The organism is Streptomyces sp. NPDC003300, from assembly GCF_040610915.1.
Lineage (GTDB): Bacteria > Actinomycetota > Actinomycetes > Streptomycetales > Streptomycetaceae > Actinacidiphila.
Map to the genome: position 1 here is coordinate 100,478 of NZ_JBEXNE010000008.1, position 19,461 is coordinate 119,938.

At 66.0% G+C, this 19,461-nt stretch carries 12 protein-coding genes; 9 read left to right on the forward strand and 3 right to left on the reverse strand.

Features of this window, described 5'->3' with window-relative positions:
• The first annotated feature begins 336 nt into the window (after positions 1-336).
• The 3 genes from mobC to ABZX65_RS14520 all read left to right on the forward strand — a co-directional run bounded on the left by mobC (position 337) and on the right by ABZX65_RS14520 (position 3,815).
• Positions 337-1,005 carry a plasmid mobilization relaxosome protein MobC gene (mobC, locus tag ABZX65_RS14510; protein ID WP_355338310.1) on the forward strand — a complete coding sequence of 223 codons (669 nt, stop codon included), beginning with the start codon at positions 337-339 and terminating at the stop codon, positions 1,003-1,005.
• On the forward strand, positions 1,002-2,732 hold the full coding sequence (locus ABZX65_RS14515; RefSeq protein ID WP_355338313.1) for a mobilization protein: 1,731 nt from the start codon (positions 1,002-1,004) through the stop codon (positions 2,730-2,732). The genes mobC and ABZX65_RS14515 overlap by 4 nt, the downstream gene beginning before the upstream one ends.
• Positions 2,733-2,894: 162 nt before the next feature.
• Complete coding sequence (locus ABZX65_RS14520) at positions 2,895-3,815, forward strand: aminoglycoside phosphotransferase family protein (protein ID WP_355338316.1); 921 nt, start codon at positions 2,895-2,897, stop codon at positions 3,813-3,815.
• Positions 3,816-3,823: 8 nt separating this feature from the next.
• On the opposite strand, the gene ABZX65_RS14525 is transcribed toward ABZX65_RS14520, so the two are convergent.
• Positions 3,824-5,197: a sporulation protein gene (locus tag ABZX65_RS14525; RefSeq protein ID WP_355338319.1), complete on the reverse strand. Its 1,374-nt coding sequence runs from the start codon at positions 5,195-5,197 to the stop codon at positions 3,824-3,826.
• A 233-nt stretch (positions 5,198-5,430) separates the two neighbouring features.
• Between ABZX65_RS14525 and ABZX65_RS14530 the strand changes: the two genes are divergently transcribed.
• The 4 genes from ABZX65_RS14530 (at position 5,431) to ABZX65_RS14545 (ending at position 7,434) form a co-directional block, all read left to right on the forward strand.
• Complete coding sequence (locus ABZX65_RS14530) at positions 5,431-5,958, forward strand: ATP-binding protein (RefSeq protein ID WP_355338322.1); 528 nt, start codon at positions 5,431-5,433, stop codon at positions 5,956-5,958.
• 116 nt (positions 5,959-6,074) lie between these two features.
• Positions 6,075-6,455 carry a hypothetical protein gene (locus ABZX65_RS14535; RefSeq protein WP_355338325.1) on the forward strand — a complete coding sequence of 127 codons (381 nt, stop codon included), beginning with the start codon at positions 6,075-6,077 and terminating at the stop codon, positions 6,453-6,455.
• Between the two features lie 65 nt (positions 6,456-6,520).
• Positions 6,521-7,072: a hypothetical protein gene (locus tag ABZX65_RS14540; protein WP_355338328.1), complete on the forward strand. Its 552-nt coding sequence runs from the start codon at positions 6,521-6,523 to the stop codon at positions 7,070-7,072.
• 17 nt (positions 7,073-7,089) lie between these two features.
• A complete protein-coding gene (locus tag ABZX65_RS14545; protein ID WP_355338331.1) occupies positions 7,090-7,434 on the forward strand; it encodes a hypothetical protein in 345 nt (114 codons plus the stop codon).
• On the opposite strand, the gene ABZX65_RS14550 is transcribed toward ABZX65_RS14545, so the two are convergent.
• On the reverse strand, positions 7,418-8,239 hold the full coding sequence (locus ABZX65_RS14550) for a hypothetical protein (protein WP_355338334.1): 822 nt from the start codon (positions 8,237-8,239) through the stop codon (positions 7,418-7,420). The genes ABZX65_RS14545 and ABZX65_RS14550 overlap by 17 nt on opposite strands.
• Positions 8,240-8,429: 190 nt before the next feature.
• Positions 8,430-11,549: a hypothetical protein gene (locus ABZX65_RS14555; RefSeq protein WP_355338337.1), complete on the reverse strand. Its 3,120-nt coding sequence runs from the start codon at positions 11,547-11,549 to the stop codon at positions 8,430-8,432.
• Between the two features lie 503 nt (positions 11,550-12,052).
• On the opposite strand from ABZX65_RS14555, the gene ABZX65_RS14560 reads away from it, so the two are divergent.
• Together ABZX65_RS14560 and ABZX65_RS14565 are read left to right on the forward strand one after the other, a co-directional pair.
• The gene (locus tag ABZX65_RS14560; protein WP_355338340.1) at positions 12,053-19,063 is read left to right on the forward strand and encodes a polymorphic toxin-type HINT domain-containing protein; all 7,011 of its coding nucleotides are present in this window, start codon (positions 12,053-12,055) and stop codon (positions 19,061-19,063) included.
• On the forward strand, positions 19,053-19,424 hold the full coding sequence (locus tag ABZX65_RS14565) for a hypothetical protein (RefSeq protein ID WP_355338343.1): 372 nt from the start codon (positions 19,053-19,055) through the stop codon (positions 19,422-19,424). The genes ABZX65_RS14560 and ABZX65_RS14565 overlap by 11 nt, the downstream gene beginning before the upstream one ends.
• Positions 19,425-19,461 lie beyond the last annotated feature (37 nt).

The window sequence follows — 19,461 nt, forward strand, 5'->3', positions numbered from 1 at the left end:
GTGCGGAAGTCCCGGATGGGACTTCCGCACATCCGGACGCCGCTCCCCGTACACCCCGAACGCGGCTCGGCCAAACCGCCACCCGTCCGGACCATGACCCGTGCAACGAGAGGACCCGCACCGTCATCCGTCATACCGAAAACGCCCGGCTGGAGCCCACCGTGAAGCCCACCCCTGACACCGGCACGGCCGCCGAGGAAAGCCCCGGACCCGCCGCCAAGTCCCGTAAACTGGCTGGTCTGTGGCGGCGGGCCTTTCACCAGCACGGCCCCGGGCGGAGCCAGTTGTACCCAGTCTCCGACTGTTGGCCGGAGTCTGGGGTCCTCCGCCCCGGGGGTGGCGGAGGAGGCCCGGCGCGAGGGCGCGCCGGGCGGAGAAGCAGGCGCCGCCAGCGGCCCCGACACGGACCAGCTCGACGCCGTACAGCGCAACGTCCTAACTGCCGCGCGCGCCGGCGAACACGCCACCGCGCCGACCAGCGCCGCCGGTCAGCCCGGTGAGGTGGACACAGCGTTCATCCACGCCAACGTTCCCGCGCTCGATGTGCCGCCGCTCGCCGTACCCGCCGGCACCCAAACGATGCCCAAGGGTAAGATCCGCCGGTTCAACGGCAAGCGCCGCAGGCTGCGGGTCGGGCCGGTGGGCTTCACCGAGTTCGAGCACGCCGAGCTGCTGGACGCGGCCGGGCGGCACGGCTACGAGGGCACCCTGTCGGGGTATCTGGCGGATATCGCGCTGGCGTTCATCCGGGGTGCGTTCACCGTCGATCTTCCGCTGCACACCGAACGGCAGGCGGCGCAGGAGTTCCGCGCGCAGATCCGGTACGAGATCAACCGGATCGGGGTCAACATCAACCAGATGGTGCACGTGCTGCACCGCGACGACCGGATCGAGCCGGACATCCGCGAACGCCTGGAACGCCTCGACCGCCTCCTCACCCACATCGCCCGCGCCCTGCTCCTGCCCGCCGAGGCCGCCGGCCGCACGGACGGGGAGGACGCGTGATCCCGTCGGTGAAGAAGCCCGGCGGGAACACCCGTGGGCTGCTGGCCTACCTCTACGGGCCCGGCCGGCACGACGAGCACTACGACCCGCACATCGTGGCCTCCTTCAGCCCCCTGGGCCTGCCCGACCCCGGCCGCGACCCCGACGCCACCCTCACCCAGCTTGGCCAGGTCCTCGATGCCCCCGTCCGCCTCCGCAACGAAGGTTTCGGCAAGTCCGTCACCGATCACGTGTGGCACTGCCCCGTGCGCGCCGCGCCCGGCGACCGCTACCTGTCGGACGCCGAGTGGGGCGAGATCGCCCGCCGTATCGTCCACGCCGCGGGCATCGCCCCCGACGGTGACCCGCTGGCCTGCCGGTGGATCGCCGTGCGCCACGCGGATGACCACATCCACATCCTGGCCACCACTGTCCGCGAGGACGGCCGCCGCCCTAAAATCCACAACTGCGGCATGCGCGCCCAGGCCGAAGCCCGCCTGATCGAGACCGAACTCGGCCTGCACCAGGTCGTGCCCGGCGACCGGACCGGGGAGCGCCGCCCGACCCAGGCCGAGATGCACAAGGCCGACCGGCTCGGCTGGGAGCAGACCAGCCGTGCCTGGCTGCAGGAGCGCATCCGGGCCGCCATCCCGCACGCCGCGAGCGTGGAGGAGCTGTTCGCCTATCTGGAGTCCGACGGTGTCGAGGTCAAGGTCCGCCGGCTGCCGTCGGGCGACCTCCAGGGCTACAGCGTCGGCCGCCCCGGCGACCTGAAAGCCGACGGCACCCAGCTCTACATCCCCGGCGGGAAAATCGCCCCCGACCTGACCCTCCCCAAGCTCCGTGACCGCCTCGCGGGGAGCGCGCCTGAGGAGCAGCCGACGGCCCGCCGCGACCGGCCCGCTACCTGTTGGCAGCGCACCACCAGCGCTCTCGACACCCTCCATGACCGTCTCACCCAGCACCCGGACGCCTGGGACGACGCGCGGGCGCAGGCGCAGATCACCGCGCTCGGCGAGATCATCGACGCCACCGCCCAGACCGGACCCGCCGAACTGCGCAACCAACTACGCTCCGCCAGCCGGGAGTTCGCCCGCGCCCAGCGCTCCCGCATCCGCGCCGACCACCACACCGCAGCAGGACTGCGCCAAGCTGCCCGCGACATCGTCCACGCCGGCGACGGCCCCGACGGCAGCACCTTCGCCGTCCTCCTCACCGCCCTGGTCTGGTCAGCGATCCTGGCGGCCCGCTGGCACCAAGCCCGTGGCCATCAGCAGCAAGCCGAAGCAGCCCGCGCCACCGTCACCCACCTCCAAGCCGCCTACGACCAGGCCGCCGCCCCCCACCTCGCCGCCCTCGCCCACCGACAGCCCACCATGGAGATCACCCACACCCTCGCCGCACAGGTCCGCACCGCCGTCCCCGACCACGCAGACCGCATCCTCACCGACCCCACCTGGCCCGCCCTCGCAACCGTCCTCGCCGACGCCCAAGCCGCCGGCCACCCACCCCGCACCCTCCTGACCGAAGCCGCCGCCCGCCGCGAACTTGACTCAGCCCACCACCCCGCCCAAGTCCTCCTCGGCCGCATCCAACACACCACCCGCAACCCCGCACCCAACCCCCGCGCCGAAGCAGCCCGCCTCCGCTCTCAAGCGGTGTCTCCAGGGTTCCCTTCGGTGACGGCCGCTCCACCGATCTCCTCACCTCCCGCCCCGTCTCCGGACCGCGCCCGGTCTCATCGGTAGTCGCACAGCCACGACCATGACCATCCGACGCCCGTCCAAGTACGAGCCTGGGCTCGCGCTTCTATACCGTCGGGATGGCAGGCGCAGTCCGCCGTGTATGGCATGGCGGCTTGGCTGCCGTCCGTGGTATGCCTTTGATCGAAGCTGGGGAGTGGTCGCGTAATGCCGATGTCCGGTGCTGGGCGCGGTCACGAGGGCTTCACCTCGTCGCGCGCCCGCCAGGTCATGGTGGAGGCATGTGGAGCGGCGGGCTTGGACTCCGGGGGAGCGCGGCTGATCCGCCTCGGCGAGAACGCCTTGTTCCGGCTGGAACGCCAGCCCGTGATCGTACGGATCGCGCGCTCGGAGGGGTACCTGGATTCCGCGCGCCGGGAAGTAGGAGTGTCGCGGTGGCTGGCGGACGAGGGTTTCCCGGCGGCACAGGTCGTGGAGGACATTGAGCAGGCGGTCGTTGTGTCCGGTCACCCGGTGACATTCTGGCGTCGGATCGAGGAGAGTGGTCGGGCGGCGACGTACGGCGAGCTCGGTTCGATCCTGCGCGAACTGCACGCGCTGCGGATGCCGGAGACGCTGGTCCTTCCGAGGTTCGAGCCGATGGGCCGGTCGGTCCTGAGGATCGAGAAGGCGACCGGCATTTCCGAGTCCGACCGGGAATTCCTGCGGGAACGCCACCGGCAACTGGAACGTGAGATCGGGCAGTTGTCGTTCGCCTCCCCGGTCGGTCCCGTCCACGGCGACGCACACGTCCAGAACTTGATGGTGGACCGCTCCGACCGCGTGATCCTCATCGACTTCGAAGTCTTCTGCCGCGATCATCCCGAATGGGATCTGATGGTGACGGCCACGGAGTACGACAGCCTGGGTTGGCAGACGTCCGACCAGTACGCGGAGTTCGTCGGCGCGTACGGGCGCGATCTGCGCGACTGGCCAAGCTTTCCGACGCTGCGGGCAGTCCAGGAATTCAAGATGACCACCTGGCTCATGCAGAACGTCGGCGAGAGCGACGAGGTCGCCAGTGAGTACGCGCGCCGTATCGCCTCGCTCCGCGACGATCAGGCGCCCCGGGACTGGCATCCGGGCTGACGTCGCCGCTACTGGTCGTCCAGGCCGGAGAGCGCCGTCCGTACGTGGTCGTTGAACTGCTGCACTTCTGGGTTGTCGGCGTGCACCGAGACCTCGCGCTGGAAGTCCAGGACATAGCGCTGGAAGCGAGCCGACTGAAGTGCGTCTCCTGCGGTCACCGCGAGGCCGGCGGTCGTGACGGCCGCTTCCAACTGCCCGTCCAGGAGTTGGCTCTGTGCGAGCACCATCCGGCAGAAACCCAGCGACCGGGCGTACTTCGGATCGGTGAGCGCGACCGCATGCTCGGCATAGTTGACGGACTGGGCCGATGCGCCGAGGTCACGGAAGCAGTGGCAGAACTCGCCCACGAGCTCGGCTTCGTCCATGTAGGCAAGCCAGGGCGGATCACCTGCGTCACCCACGTGAGCCAGATGGTTCTCGGCGTCGAGCATGGCGCGCTGCGCGCCTTTCACGTCCCGGGCCGTCGCAAGGGCGCGTGCCTCGTGAGCCGAATACATTGCCATCGCGCGCGGAGTTGCCCGACCGTTGCCGCCGCCTTCGACCGCGGCCCTGGCCAGCCGAACCGCTCGCGGCACCTGCCCGAGGTAATTGGCCTGGTGGCTCATGTTGGCGAGGATGCGCGACCCCATCATCCGGTCGCCGGTCACCTGCGTGAGCCTGAGCGTCGACAGGAGGTACCGATCCGCGAGGTGGTGGTGGCCGCTGTCGTAGGCGGTCCACGCGAGGAGTTGGGATATCTCGGCAGCGGCGTTGAAGAGGGCGAAGCCGACGCGCTCGCTGTAACCGGCGTCCAGCAATGGCAGGACCTCGTGCCGGAAGTAGTGACGCAGCGCCTTGTGACCGTGACCTCCCCCGTAGAGAAAGTCCAGGTGCATGAACATCTCCGCTGCGGTCCGGACGGCGGCGACATCTCGCATTCCGATGCGACGGGACGCGGCCCGGTCAGAGGGAATCCCGTCGGGTCGTGTGACGAGCCAGGACAGCACGGCGGAGTTGACCTCGTTGTCGTGCAGCAACTCGACTGCCGGTGGCTTGTCCTCGGGCCGCAGCTGCGTCAGTCCGTCGAGTACGCCCAGGGCCGCGGCGAGAGTCGCCGCGTAGGTCGTACCGTTCGGAGCGGGGCTGAGCGTCGGGCTGGAGAAGCCGCAGTCGGCGGTTGTGATCCTGCGGCCTAACTTGGCGCCGAGCGCTTCTGCCACGAACGCCGCGTTCTCGGCCTGGATGCCGGCGCCGTCGAGCCACCGCTGTACTGACACGTGGGTGGTGCCGACGCGGACGCCGTGCCGCAGCGCAACGTCGCGGACGCGGCGGGCTAGGCCCTTGTTGGACGCTCCCCCCTCGGCCATCAACGCGGCGAGGCGGCGGTTGGGTTCTCTGTCCATGGTCCCCCTGCCATCGGGTGGTGACGGCGAGTGGCAATCCTGTCACGCTCCGGTCGGCTGGGGCAGGGGGTTCATGAGTGAACCCCCTCGACGCGCGGTGAACCTCTCGTACTCGCGAACTCCCCGGTGAACGCTGCCGCTCTCCTTGCCGTCGCCGTTGACTGGCGAGCACACCCGGTGGAGCGGCTGACAGGCCGGCTCCGTGGTGCATGTCGCAGCAGGGAGGTGAAGCGATGATTTCCGCAACGGCGGTTCTTCACAGTCGACTCGATCTCGGGCACGAGCTGGTTGGCGTCAGCGACGCCCGGCGTCACGCGCGGGATGTCCTCGGCGAGTGGGGGATGCCCGAAGAGGTGTTGGACGACGCGCTGAGCATCGTGACGGAGTTGGTCGCCAACGCCATCCGGCACGCCGAGACCGGGGAGTCGCGTCCGCGTCACTCGCCGCTGTCTTCCGTTCTGGAACTGCGGGTCGTCGTTGGCCACCTCTACGTGGTGGTGCACGACGCAAGTCGGCGGGCACCGATCCTCCGGCCTCTGTCCGAGGACGCCGAGAACGGACGCGGGCTGTTGCTCGTCGCGGCTCTGACTGAAGGTGCCTGGGGCTTCGTCTACGCCACTCACGGCGCAGGGAAGCTCGTCTGGGCCCGACTCTCCCTGCCACGCGCGGCAACGGACGGGGTGGCGCCGGACAGCGTGCCTGCCGCCGATCAAGCTGACCAGTTGCCGCGGTCCGTCGTTGCTGTCGGAGCTGGGACATGACGCCGTTGACCCACCGCGCCGCACCCGACGCGTGCCGGTCGCCATGACCGCGAGTCGGCAGCCGCCCGCCCGTATGCCGCCGAAAGCGGCTCCACTCACCGAAGGAACACGAATTCATGCCCGGTGCCCAGGAGGAACGGCTCATCTGCGGCCGGCGGGTGGTCTCACCGCCGGCGCTGGTAAAGGCCGCGCTCACCATGGCCAACGCCCTCACGCCGGGGACGTATTCGGACGACGACGCCCAGCAGGAACTCGTATGCGCGATCGACCACGACAACTCGGAGCACCAGGCGCTTGTTCTGGGCCTCCGGGGTCCGCACGCAGGGTCTCTGTGGACGGTGTGGTGTGACGGCGCGGAGCCGAGCACCGTCGTCGAGTTGCCGGACTGCCCGGCCGTACGGCTCGGGGAAGCGTGCAGCGAGTTCGAGGGCCACCCGGGCGGCCACAGCTGGGAGTTGGCTGACTCGCGCCTCCTAGCGCCCGAGCGCTCCGCCTGATCGCTGGCAGAGCCCGACGCCTGACTCGGCTCTCATGATTCCCACCCCACGAAGGACTCACTGCCATGCCTTCTGCTGCCACGGCCACGCTGAGCCGTAGCTCCGCACCCAAAGCGCTCGACGCTCCCACTTCACCCCCCGCATCGGAGACGATCACGATCTCCAACCGTTGGATGATCACCGCGGACGACGGCTCCGTCGTCGCGGGCCACTTGCCCGACTGGGCGCAGGAGGACCCCACCACCCACGGTATCCCCGCCGATCAACTTCCGGCCCGCATGGCCGACATCACGCACTGGGCGGACTTCGAGGGGGCCTCCGTCCGTGCGCACACCGCCGGGACGGGCGGAGCGATGAGCCTGCCGGAGGAGGTCATGGTCTTCGCCAGCAGCATCATGTGCCACCCCTTCCCGGACTCCTCCGAGCCGCACCTCCCCTTCGCCGAGGTCCAGATCACCCCCGACTGCTGGATGACCGGACTCGACCCGGACGCGCTCGCCGCCCTCGCCGCCACCCTTCGGACGCTCGCCAGTCGCATCGAGAACGATGTGCGGCCCCTCCTGCTCAGCGCCCGCACCGACTGGGCGGCCCACCACGCCTCGCCTGTCCGCAGTTGAAGGAGAGAGGTACCCCCGTGTCTTTCCAGAAACTCCATGGCGCCGGCAACGACTTCGTCCTGCTCGCGCGCCCTCACCCCGACGTACACAAGGACTGGTCCGCGATGGCGCGGCAGTTATGCGCCCGGCGCACGGGTATCGGAGCGGACGGCCTCGTACTCACCGCCGTGACGAGCACTGATCCCCTGATCCTCGACGTGGCGTGCTTCAACGCCGATGGCTCCGCGGCCAGCATGTGCGGCAACGCCCTGCGCTGCGTCGCCTGGTCCGCGGCCGAGACGTACGACTGCCGGACGCCGACCCTGACGATGGCCGGCGTGAAGCACGAAGCGCCGGTCGGGGGCGTCAGGTCAATTTCTTGATCTGTGCAGCAAGGACTGGCAGAGGGATTTGGGTGTCTTTATCGTTTTCTTTCGAGACTCCGAACGAGGAGAAGGTGATCAGGGTCGCTCCGATGCGGACGACGATGTAGGAGTGTTGTGTCGGTGGCACCATAGTGGCTGCTTTTCCGCGGAGTGTCCGTGTCATTCGGTAAGAGATCGCCTCGTCGCCGAGGTGCGGGTCAGGTAGTTCCTTGAGGTTGTTATAGGTGTATTCGGTGTCTCCTGGTATTCCCTTGAAGGCTGTGCACTTGCGGAGCGCTTGGCGGAGGTCGGAGATCGCCTGGCTCGCGGTTGTCGGGGTGTAGGAGGCGAGGATGATGGAGGTCTGTTGACCGTTGTCCTGTGACGTGTCCTCGGCGGTTTGGACGACGCGGCCGGTAGCGGGGTAAGCCGTTCGATACCTGATCACGTCCCAGACAGGCTGGCAGGCGGCCGGTGCGATGGGGATGCGCTGGCTTGTGTCGAGCAGGCCGACAGGTTTTCCTTTGCCGCCGATGGTCAGGATCTCGTAGCCGATGAGATCCGAGGGATCCAAAGCAGCCGTGTCCAGGCCGTGTTGATCGAGGACGCCGCCGGGCGCTTTCGGCGGAAGTACCGACGAAGGGGCACGTGTCGCTCCGGAAGGCGCTGCTGCCGATGAAGTCTCCTCGCCCTTCGTGGCGTTGTCGCCGCGAGGGGTGCCATTCGATCCGCAACTGGAGACCGCAGCCAATACGGCGAGCACTCCTATCGTTGCCAGGCTGGGCCTTGCTCTGCCAATGCTCACTGTGTTCTCTGTTCTCATGCTCAATGTCTCATTCTTGCTCTAAGACAGCTGTGCCCCGGCTGCCGTTGTAAACGGCCGTACGGATCTTAGGGCCGTTTGCGGCAGGTATCGACCTGGTGTCGCTGACTGCACGGGCTGAACAGTGGTTGAACAGGCTCTGCAGTCAGCTCTGTTCAGCCCGTGCACTGTGGTTCATGCTCCTGGCAGGTCAGAAGATGCCGGTGATGCGGGTGGCCCAGGCGGCGGTGCCCACGAGGTGGGGACTGCGGTGGGCGGTGGGTCCTCCTGGGTAGAACAGGAGACAGCCGGTGGGGCAGTTGGTACTCATGGCCGCGCCGGCGTCGTCGACGTAGTTGATGGTGGCGTTGGCATCGGCTGGCGTGGTGGCCCACAGGTCGCCGTAGGTTTCGCCGTCGGTGGGTTGGAACTGGCGATAGGCGATGTCGGCGCCGGCGTCAGGGTCGCTGTAGGTGGCGGTGGTGACGGTCCCCTGGACGTTTCCGGGGGAGGCCAGATACGGACGTAGCTGCCAGCTTGCGGTGCCGTAGACGGTGCGAGCGCCCAGTGAGTAACTCCCGTTGATGAGCTGGCCGGGATACAGGTAGAGCTGGCCGGTACTAGGGTCCCGGGCGATAATATCCTGGATGCCGTCGCCGTTTTGATCGCCGACAGCGAGGTTGGTGTAATCCTTCCAGCCGCCGTTTCCGATGGTCACGCGATTGCCCAGTTCGAAGGGCTCGACTTGGTTCTGCGATGCGGCGGTTCCACTGCCGACGGTGTTTCCGGTGTAGAGGTACAGATTGGCGTTACTGCAGGCGGCGCTTGTGCACTCGATGGTGATGAGGTCGTTTCCTCTTTCGTGGCCCTGCGTAGTGTTCAGGTCTATGTCGCCGGGCATGATGACCTGCCGGATACGGATCCAGTCCGCGGCGTCGTCGACATTCGTGTGGACGAGTTCGCGGCGGGTGTCGTAGTTGGGAGAGCCCAGGCCGTTACTGCCGTAGACGTAGAGTCTGTTGTTGCTCAGGCGCACGACGAAGTCTTCGTAGCCGTCTGGCGCTGCGGTCGAGCTGGCGAAGCCGCGCAGGTCGCCGCGGTGGGCGATGAGGGCGCCGCTCCAGCCGGAGAGTCCGACTGTCTTGGCTGCGGCGACCTTGCCGGTGCCATCTCCTGAGTACAGCAGTAGTTTGCCCTCGCTGTCTGTGGCGATCAGGTCGGGGTAGCCGTCCCCGTCGAGGTCCCCTGCGAGGTCACCGGTCGCCAGACCGGAACCGGGGTCCTTCCCGGGACCGTAGACGAACTCGGGCTGTGTAGTGCTGAGGACTGTCGCGTCGGTTATCTTGTCGAGAGGAGAATGGTTGCCAGCGAGGTCGTAGGCCAGAGCATGGAGAATGCTGACCGGCCAGCCGCTGGGGACCACGGAAATGGTGGCGGTGTGATGGTCGGTACCGACGTTCACCCAGGCGCCGTTCGAGCAGCGATCGCTGGCGGCCGACAGGTACTGGTCCATACTCCAGCAGAAACCGGCAACGTCGTTAGCGGAGTGGTAGAGCTTGAGCTGTACGGCCTTGCGGGCCGGGTATTTGTCGGTGGGCTCGTCGGCTGCGGTGCCGTCGGTGTTGGTGACGACAACGGTTGCTGCGGGGCCGATACGGTCGACCTGGAACCCACAGGAGGCCGTATAGGCGCTATAGGTGTTCTCCTGGTCCTTGGCACGGACTTTCCAGGTGTAGGACCCGTTGGTTAGTTTTGACGCGGGAACGGTGACGGAAGCTGTCTGGCCGCTGGAGACGGTGTCGGTGGAGGGGCTGAAGGACACTGCGGCGCCGCCCGATGTGGCCACGGAGAATTCGCCGGTGACCGTTCCGCGGTCCTTGTCGGTAAGTTTCGCGGTCAGCGTGATGCCGCTGTTTCCGATAAGGCTGCCACACGCGACTACCTTGTTGCCGTCGCCTCCCGGACTCCATGAGCCTTCCCACGCGGCGTGGCTGTCGACGGTCGGCTTGTAGTTGTAGGTGATTTCGAGCGCGGGGTTGTTCTTGAAACGCTTGAAGCTGTTCTGGTTGTCCTCGTAGCCGTCACCGGCACGCATACCGAAGGCCAACGCCTTCCAGCCGTTGTTGGCCGCCTGCTGAACGTAGTTGGTGAGCGCTGTGGAGTGGTAGTCATGCCCTAGGTTGCCTGGGCAGTATGTGGGGTTGCCGTGGGCGTAGGAGGCGGAGTCCAGTTTGGCCGCCCATCCAGGCTGGCTGTTCCAGGTCGGGGTGGTGTCAATACTGCCGGTTGACCACAGTTCGGTTGGTCCGGCGACGGACTTGTCGCACCCCCATGAGTGGGTTTCGACCACGGCGAAGGTCGCGTCGAGGATGTTCGCACCGGCCAGGCCATCGGTGTTCACAGCAAAGAACGACCGTGTGCGGCCAGTTCCGTTGAAACCGACCCGCGGCTCGTCACTCGGCGTGCCGGAGTGCCAGCCGGAACCGTTCGGGTAGGAGTCGCTCGGGGTGGCGGAGTACACAACTGCCCACTTTGTGCGTTGCCCACCGGTGAACACTGGGTCGACGACGAGTGGGAATTGGCCGGCCGTGGCCAACAATGTGGGATCCGGGGTCAAGACCAGAGTGCCGTCGCTGACCGTGGCGCCCACCGGAGCGGTTCGTGGCTGATCAACATCCGCGTCGGACGTGGTCGTGCGGGCAATGTCGTTGGTGTGCGGAGCTGCTCCGGCGGGCCGTTCGTCGGTACTGGCGGGCTGCTCCCACATTTTGGGGGGCGGAGCGCTGAAGACGGTGTTGCCGTCTGTGTCGGTGGCGGTCAGGTTGTTCTCGGCGTCGCTGGTCAGGGTGACCCCGTTCGTGGCGACGCCGAGTTTGATGCTCTGCACCTCGGGGTTCGCAGCGGCCTGGGGCGTGTTGATGATCAGGTGTTCGGTGAACCCGTCGACTTCGGCGATGACCTGGAGGTCCACGTCGGGAAGAACCGACCGGTACAAGGCGGTGTTGTCGCTGAGCTCGGGCTGCGGCAGCGCGGTGGGCCAGGACAAGGACAGGACCTTGTCGTCCTTGGTCATGGTTGCCAACGCTGTGGTGCCGCCGCCGGAGAAGGTGATACCGAAGGCTGGTGAGACGGGGCCCACGGTTCCGTCGGGGTGCTGGATCACGGTGGCGTCTGCCCTCTTCCACTCGCCCTCGTATCGCGACCACATCGGAGTGGAGTACTCGCGTCGGGTGACCGTGCCGTCTGGGTTGGCGAAGACCTCGGATGACGCTTCCCGTAGATCCTCGATCTCGACGCGCTGTCCGGTCTCCGCCGCGGTGTCGAACGCCATGGCCTCGGAGGCCGGCGGATTTGCCGGGGGTCCGTCGTCGGCGGCAGCGACGGTTGCGGCAGGCAGTGCCAGCGTGGCGACGGCAGTCAGCGATAGTCCAAGGGCGAGAAGGAACGCTACCGGGCGCCCTCTTCTTTGGGCCTTCGGTCGGGGGTCTCTCATGAGGCGCCTTTCTGGAGCGCACGCAGAATACGTGGGACCCGCAGGTTATTCGGAACTCCCCACATTTTTAAAGTGCTCCAGGGTAGTGAATGCCGAGACAACGGAATGAAAAATTCCACTTTGCCCTTCCAGTGGAGGTGATATTTTGGGGTGACTTGTCCGATTAATTAGCAGGTAGGCATAAATGGCCGTCCAGGGTTATTTGTTCGGTCTACGGCAGTTGATCCTGCGAAAAAATCATCATGATTCGGGCATTGGCTCTCTGGGTCTTGCGTAGACACCATTGAATCCGCTTTGCTTTACAGGTTCTTTACGGGTGTGGCTCTAGGGGTGGGGATTCCATGATGTTCCGCCGTGGCTTTGGCATGCCGTTTTCGGCTCATTCGCCGGTCGGACGATTCAGCTTTCGCTCCGTTATGGTCGGTCCGCTTTCCGCCGCTCTCGGGCTGTCACTGCTCGCCGCCCCTGCGTGGGCCAAACCTGGCGACGGGTTCACGGTCCGGCCCGTACCGAAGACCGCATCGGTCTCGGGCAAAGACCTTGTCCCGCCTGCCCCCACCGTGCCGCCGCAGCACGAATCATGGAAACCGCTGAAGAAGGCCGACTGGCCAGTCGGCGGCGTGGCAGATGTCACGGTGCCCGTGGTGGCGACTGGCACCGCTAAGGGAGTCGGCAGCCAGCGGGCTCGGGCCGGGACGCTACCTATCAGCGTCGGCCGCCCCACCCAACCTGCCGCGGGAGCCAAGGCCGATGCCCGGTCCGCACGCACCCTCGGCAGCGCCACCGCCGCACCGGACCGCGTCCACGTCACCCTCGCCGACCACGGGACCGCGGAACGGGCCGGTGTCCAGGGCTTGCTGCTCTCACTTCAGCCCGTGGGCAGTGTCCCGGCGACCGCCGCGGCCGATGTCCAAGTCGACTACTCCGATGTGGAGTCGGCGTTCGCCGCAGGATGGTCGTCTCGGCTGCGGCTGGTCCAGATGCCTGCCTGCGCGCTGACCACGCCAAGTAAGGTCGGATGCCTCACCAGCCTCCCCCTGCCGACCGACAACGACAGCGCGGCCCGGACCCTGACCTCGACAGTTTCGTTCCCACCGAACCAGTCAGGTGCTGAGCGCACCGCCGCCGACAGCGGCATGGTGGTGCTGGCCGCCACCGCCGGAACGAGCGGCGACGAGGGGTCGTTCAAGGCGACGTCGCTGGCTCAGGCCGGATCGTGGTCGGCAGGCGGTAACTCCGGCGCGTTCGGCTGGGACATGCCGCTGGCCGTTCCGCCCGTGCCCGGCTCCTTGGAGCCGAACGTGGCCTTGTCGTACAGCTCCTCCTCTGTGGACGGTCGCACCTCTTCGACCAACAATCAGACCTCGTGGATCGGTGAGGGCTGGGAGTACTCACCGGGGTTCATCGAGCGCACTTATGCCTCGTGCGAGAACGACAAACAGGGCGGCAACAACACGGCCAAGGTCGGCGACTTGTGCTGGAAATCGCCGAACGCGACACTCTCGCTGAACGGCAAGTCCAGCGCCCTCGTCTGGGACGCGGGCAAGAACACCTGGAAACTGGCCAACGACGACGGCTCCCGTGTCGAGCAGGTCTTCGGCAGTTCACCCGGAGACGTCAACGGGGATGCGGACAACGAGTACTGGAAGGTCACCGCGCTCGACGGCACGCAGTACTGGTTCGGGAAGAACCGCCTGCCGAACTGGACCAGCGGCAAGGAGGAGACGAACTCCGTCTTCACCGTTCCGGTCTACGGCAACCACACCGGGGAGCCTGGTCACGGCGCGGACTTCGCCTCGTCGGCCGAAACGCAGGGCTGGCGCTGGAACCTCGACTATGTGGTGGACCCGCACAACGACGCCATGGCCCTCTACTACGCCAAGGAGACCGGCTACTACGCACAGAACGGCAAGATCGCCACACCGGTCTCCTACATCCGCGGCGGGTATCTGAACCGCATCGACTACGGTCTGCGGGTCGGTGCCGTCTACTCCACCACCAACCCCGCTGGCCGGGTCACCTTCGGAACCACCGAACGTTGCCTGGCCAGTTGCGGAACCTTCGACGCCGCCCACTCCACAAACTGGCCGGACGTGCCGGTCGACCTGAATTGCACTGCGGGCACACAGTGTCTGCAAACCGGACCCTCGTTCTGGTCCCGTAAGCGACTGACGGACATCAACACCTTCGCGCTGCAAGGCAGCACTCTGCAACCGGTCGACACCTGGACGCTTGCTCAGTCCTTCCCGCCCACCGGGGATGTCTCGACTCCCACACTGTGGCTGGACTCGATCCAGCACACCGCCAAGGCCGGATCACTGCCCGACATCACGCTGCCGAAGACGACCTTCGGCTTCGGGAATGGGCCGATGCCCAACCGGGTGAACGCTGCCGAAGGCCGCCCTCCGCTGAACAAGTACCGCCTCGGGCAGGTCACCAATGAGACCGGCGGTCAGATCCTGATTACCTACAGCCCCACCGAGTGCACCCCGACCGACCTGCCCACGCCTGACCAGAACACCAAGCGCTGCTATCCGTCCTGGTGGACGCCGGACGGTGCGATTGACCCGGTCAAGGACTGGTTCCACAAGTACGTGGTCACCCAGATCGTCGAGGACGACACCACCGCCGGCAGTGGTTCGCCATCGACGACCACCACATACCAGTACGAGAGCGGCCCGAACTGGCGGCGTGACACCTCCGAGTTCACTGTCGACAAGCACCGCAGTTGGAGTGACTTCCGCGGCTACGGTCTGGTTCGCACCCTCACTGGCGCGACAAACCGCACAAAGACCGAGACCAGTTACTTCCTCGGTATGTCCGGCGACACCCTCGCCAACGGCAGCCCCAGAACGGTCCACACGGTCAACGGCATCGCCGACCGCAACGACTTCTCCGGCCGTATCGCCGAAGCCCGCACCTTCGACAAGGACGGAACCGGCGGCAAGGTCGTCGCCAAATCCACTTACCTGCCGTGGGAGTCCGACCCCACCGCCACTCAGCCGGTCACTGGCGTCACCGACCCCGACAAACCCAGTGTCCCCGGGCCCTCCCTGCCTGCCGCTCTCGCCCGCCACTCGGGAACCGTCACCGAGAAGGCCAGCACGTTGACGGACGACGGCACGAGCTGGCGCACCCTGACGACCAACCGTGTCTACGACACAGTCTACGGGCTCGTCACCGCAGAGGGAGACGGCGGCGACACCGCCCACGGGGTGGAGCCGAACTGCACCCGCACGTCCTACGTCACCCCCGACATCACCAACTGGCTCATCAGTTACCCGGCCCAGGTCACGAACGTCGACCAGGGCACCTGCGGTGCCGACTACCCCCCCACGGCGGTCACCGCCTCCACCCGCACCAGCTACGACAACAGCGCCCCAGGGGCTGCTCCTACTCCCGGTCAGGCGAACGCCACAAAGACTGAGGAGGCGTCGAAGCTCCAAACCGGTGGTCAACTGGTTTGGGATACCACCAGTCAGTCGGTGCACGATCAGTACGGGCGGGTAACCACTCTCAAGGGTCAGGATGCCCAGCCCGTCACCACCGTCTACACCCCGGCCACTGGTGCTCAGCCCACCATGCTGACGGTCACGAATGTCAAGGCGCAGTCCACCACGACCGTCCTCGACGGACTGCGCGGGCTCACCTTGAAAACTACCGATGCCAACCAGCGCACGGCGACGAGTGAGTATGACGCGCTAGGACGTCTCACCAAGGGGTGGAGCACCGGGCGACCTACCAGCGCCAACCCCAACGCGACGTTCACCTACAACGTCTCCGCGACCGTACCTTCCACGGTCACGTCGAAGAACCTGTACGAGGACGGCACCTGGGGTACCTCGATCGGGATCTACGACTCCTTGCTCCGGCAACGGCAGACGCAGACCGATGCGGTCGGGACTACGGGACGTGTCGTCACCGACACCTTTTATGACACCCTCGGCCGGCCCTTCCAGACCGACGCGCCGTTCTACAACGACAAGGCCGTCTCGACCACGCTGCTGACGGTCGTCCCCGACCAGATTCCCGTCTCCACCGTGACCGAGTTCGACGGCCGCAACCGGCCGACCGCGGTGATCACTCTGTCGCTCAACGCGGAGAAGTGGCGCACCACGACCTCGTACGGAGACACCTGGACCTCGACTGCTCCCCCGACCGGCGGCACCGCGACCCTCACCGTCAGCAATATCCGGGGCCAAACCACCGAACTGCGCCAGTACAAGGACCGTAACCCGCTCATCGGGGCCGCAGCGAGCCAGTACGAGAAGATCACCTACGCCTACGACCGGGCCGGAAAGCTGTCCAAGGTCACCGACGCCTCCGGCCGCAACTCCTGGACCTACGGCTACGACCTGCGCGGTCGCCAGATCACCGCCAGCGACCCAGACAAGGGCGCAAGCGCTACCACATACGGAAGCGACGGTCAGGTCGCCACTGTCACCGACGCGCGCGGTATCACTCTGGCCAACACGTACGACGAACTCGGCCGCAAGACCAGCCTGCGGACCGGGTCGACTACCGGCACCAAGCTTGCCGAGTGGGCCTATGACACCGCTTCGGGTGGCAAGGGACTTCCCGCCTCCTCCATCCGCTACGACACCACCCAGACTCCGGTCGCCGCCTACACAACGGCGGTGACCGGTTACGACTCCGCAGGCCAGGCCACCGGCACCAAGGTCACAGTGCCCTCCGTGACTGGAGAGGAAATGCTTGCCGGCACCTACACCGTCGCCAGCACCTACACTCCAGTCAGTGGCCTTCCCACCACCACGGCCTACAGCACCGGCAATGCCAACGCCACGACGGCCCTGCCCGCAGAGACCGTCACCAACCACTACGGCGCTCAGGACCAACTCGGTATCGTCGACGGCACGCTGTCGCAGGTCTACCTGCGCGGTACCAGCTACACCCCGTACGGGGAACTCGCCCAGGCTCAGCTCGGCAATACCGGAGCCATGGTCGTCCAGACTCTCGGTTACGACGCCATCACTCACCGCCTGGCCTCAACGCTCGTCGACCGCCAGGCGTCCGGACCGCAGACCCTGTCGAACATCAAGTACACCTACGACACGGCCGGGAACATCACGCGGGTCCGGGACGATCAGAACGACGGCACCATCGCCGACGACCAATGCTTCGCCTACGACTGGGCCCGGCGCCTGTCGGAAGCATGGACAACTGCTGACGCCTGCACGACACGACCGGACAACGGCACAGGTACCCCGGCGCTCGGCACCGTGGATCCCTACTGGACCAGTTGGACCTTCACCAACAGCGCCGACCGGGCCACGGAGACTCAGCACAAAGCTGGACCAATCACGGCCAACACAATCCGCAGCTACACCTACCCCACTACCACCGGTGTCGCACGGCCGCACGCGGTGCTCAACGTCACCGCCGTCGGCGGAGCCACGGGGACAGACACCTACCAGTACGACGAGGCCGGCAACCTCACCACGAAGACCCCCGCTACTGGAGCCGCGCAGGGCCTCACCTGGAACGACGAAGGCAGCCTCGCCACCTCGACAGTCTCCGGCGCCACCACGAAGTTCGTCTACGACACCCAGGGCACTCGCTTGCTCAAGCGGGAACCTGCAGAGACCACGCTGTATCTGCCCGGCGGACAAGAACTCGTCCTCACCAAGTCCACGAACGCCCTTGCCGGTAACCGCTATTACGCCGTCCCGGGCGGCTCCGCGATCCGCACCAGCAGCGACGCCAGGGTCCGCCTCCTCGTCGCGGACCCCCACGGCACCAACACCCTCTCCATCAGCGCCACGACACTCGCCGTCAACCGCCGCAAAACCCTCCCCTACGGTGCCCCCCGCGGCACCACTCCCACCTTCTGGCCCGGCCAAAAGGGCTTCGTCGGCGGCGACATTGACACCGCCACCGGTTACACCCACCTCGGTGCCCGCGACTACGACACCACCACCGGCCGTTTCATTAGCGTCGATCCACAACTGGACCTCGCCGACCCCCAGTCCCTCGGCGGCTACGGCTACAGCGACAATAGCCCCGTCACCCTCAGCGACCCCACCGGGCTCGGCGTCATGGAATGCATGAACGGCACCATGAGCAACTGCTCCAACGGAGTGCCGACATCCACCTCCAGGTACGACAAAACCAAGGACCCACGCGAGCCCACACCCGAACGGACATGGATAAACGACAACTCGCCGTCAACGACACAAGGTGGGGGCGACCTTTCCCGATCGCTCCACCCGTTCATGCCCAATCAGCCTTACTCAGGAAACTACTGGTTCCCAACCACGAACGCCCCTGGTTCTGGGGAATCTGAGGTCGCCTGCTTCGGACGGCTGGCCTGCGCCAAGGCGTACACGTACATACTCGGTCACCCGAACGATGTGGCCGGGGCGCAAGAAATAGCTGCGACCTACTGCATCGGCCATTTCGAAGAGTGCGCCAAAGACGCGGCCGTTTCAGAGGCAAGCAAGAACCTCTACAGTGACACGGCCCTTATGCTAGCCGGAGGCGCCAAACTCCCTGATCTGGGCGAGCTCGACGACGTCGCCGCAGCGATCAGGGCCGGTCTCAAGAATGGGTGCAAAAACAGCTTCTCGCCGGACACCCCCGTGCTCCTCGCTGACGGTACCTCGAAGCCGATCGGTGAACTGAAGGTTGGCGACAAGGTCGCAGCCGCCGACCCCGGCACGGGCAAGTACGAAGGCGGTCGCACCGTAACCGCCACGATGGTCAACAGCGACGACAACCTGCTCGACCTGACCGTGCAAACCTCCCCCGGCCACACCTCGGTCCTCCACACCACCACCGAACACCCCTTCTGGGACGACACCACCCACGCCTGGGTCAACGCAGTGCAACTCACCCCAGGCCACGCACTCGAAACCGACAACAACGCTCACGTCGTCGTCACCGCCGTCCGCCCCGCCCCCGGCGCAGCAGACATGCACAACCTCACCGTCTCCCAACTTCACACGTACTACGTGCTGGCAGGGGTCACCCCGGTACTCGTCCATAATTCTCCTTGCCCAGTTGGACCGGGGTGGTTCCCGCATGGATCAGGAAAAATCCCCAACGAGTGGTCGGGCCCCAGTATGACCAGGAAGTTCAAGAAGAACGATAGTAAAGAAGGTTTTGTGTGGCGTGCTCCGAAAGGACAGGACAGTGTCCGTATAGACAAGGGGGACCCCGGTTCGCAGTGGGGTAGCCAGCAGGTTGATCACGTCATAATTAACTCAGGTGGCAGGATCGTTGGCAGAGGGGGGCAGCTGCTTCCCGCTGGGGCAAGAATTCAGGATTACCCAGTGGAGGCTCATGTCCCCCTTAGTGAGTGGCAGACGTGGAGGAATTGGAATGCCCCGTAAAACCGCCAATCTGCAGACTCCCTGGATTCGTGCTCAGTTGATCGACTGGTTGATCAGGTTGAGTGACAGGGATTGGCAGGAGAAAAACTGGATGTCGAGAGATCAAAACAATTCTGGTCTCGATGATGTGCTAGATTTTTTTGATGACTCTGGCGTTCTCGCGGAACCGCGCGGGAGGCTAGGATTTGTGCTCATCGACGAGGAGGAAGTTGCAGCTATGCAAGCGTTGAATTCTGTGCTGGACCGTGCAATTTCTGTACCGTCATCGCGCGATTCGGAAATCATCCAAACGCACTTCTGGGACGATGTCGTTACCGCTGCTCATGGCGCTCTCGTCGCGATGGGCGAGGGAACTCGCTAGTTGGGTGCATGTACATCATTCTTATTTGCTAAAAGGT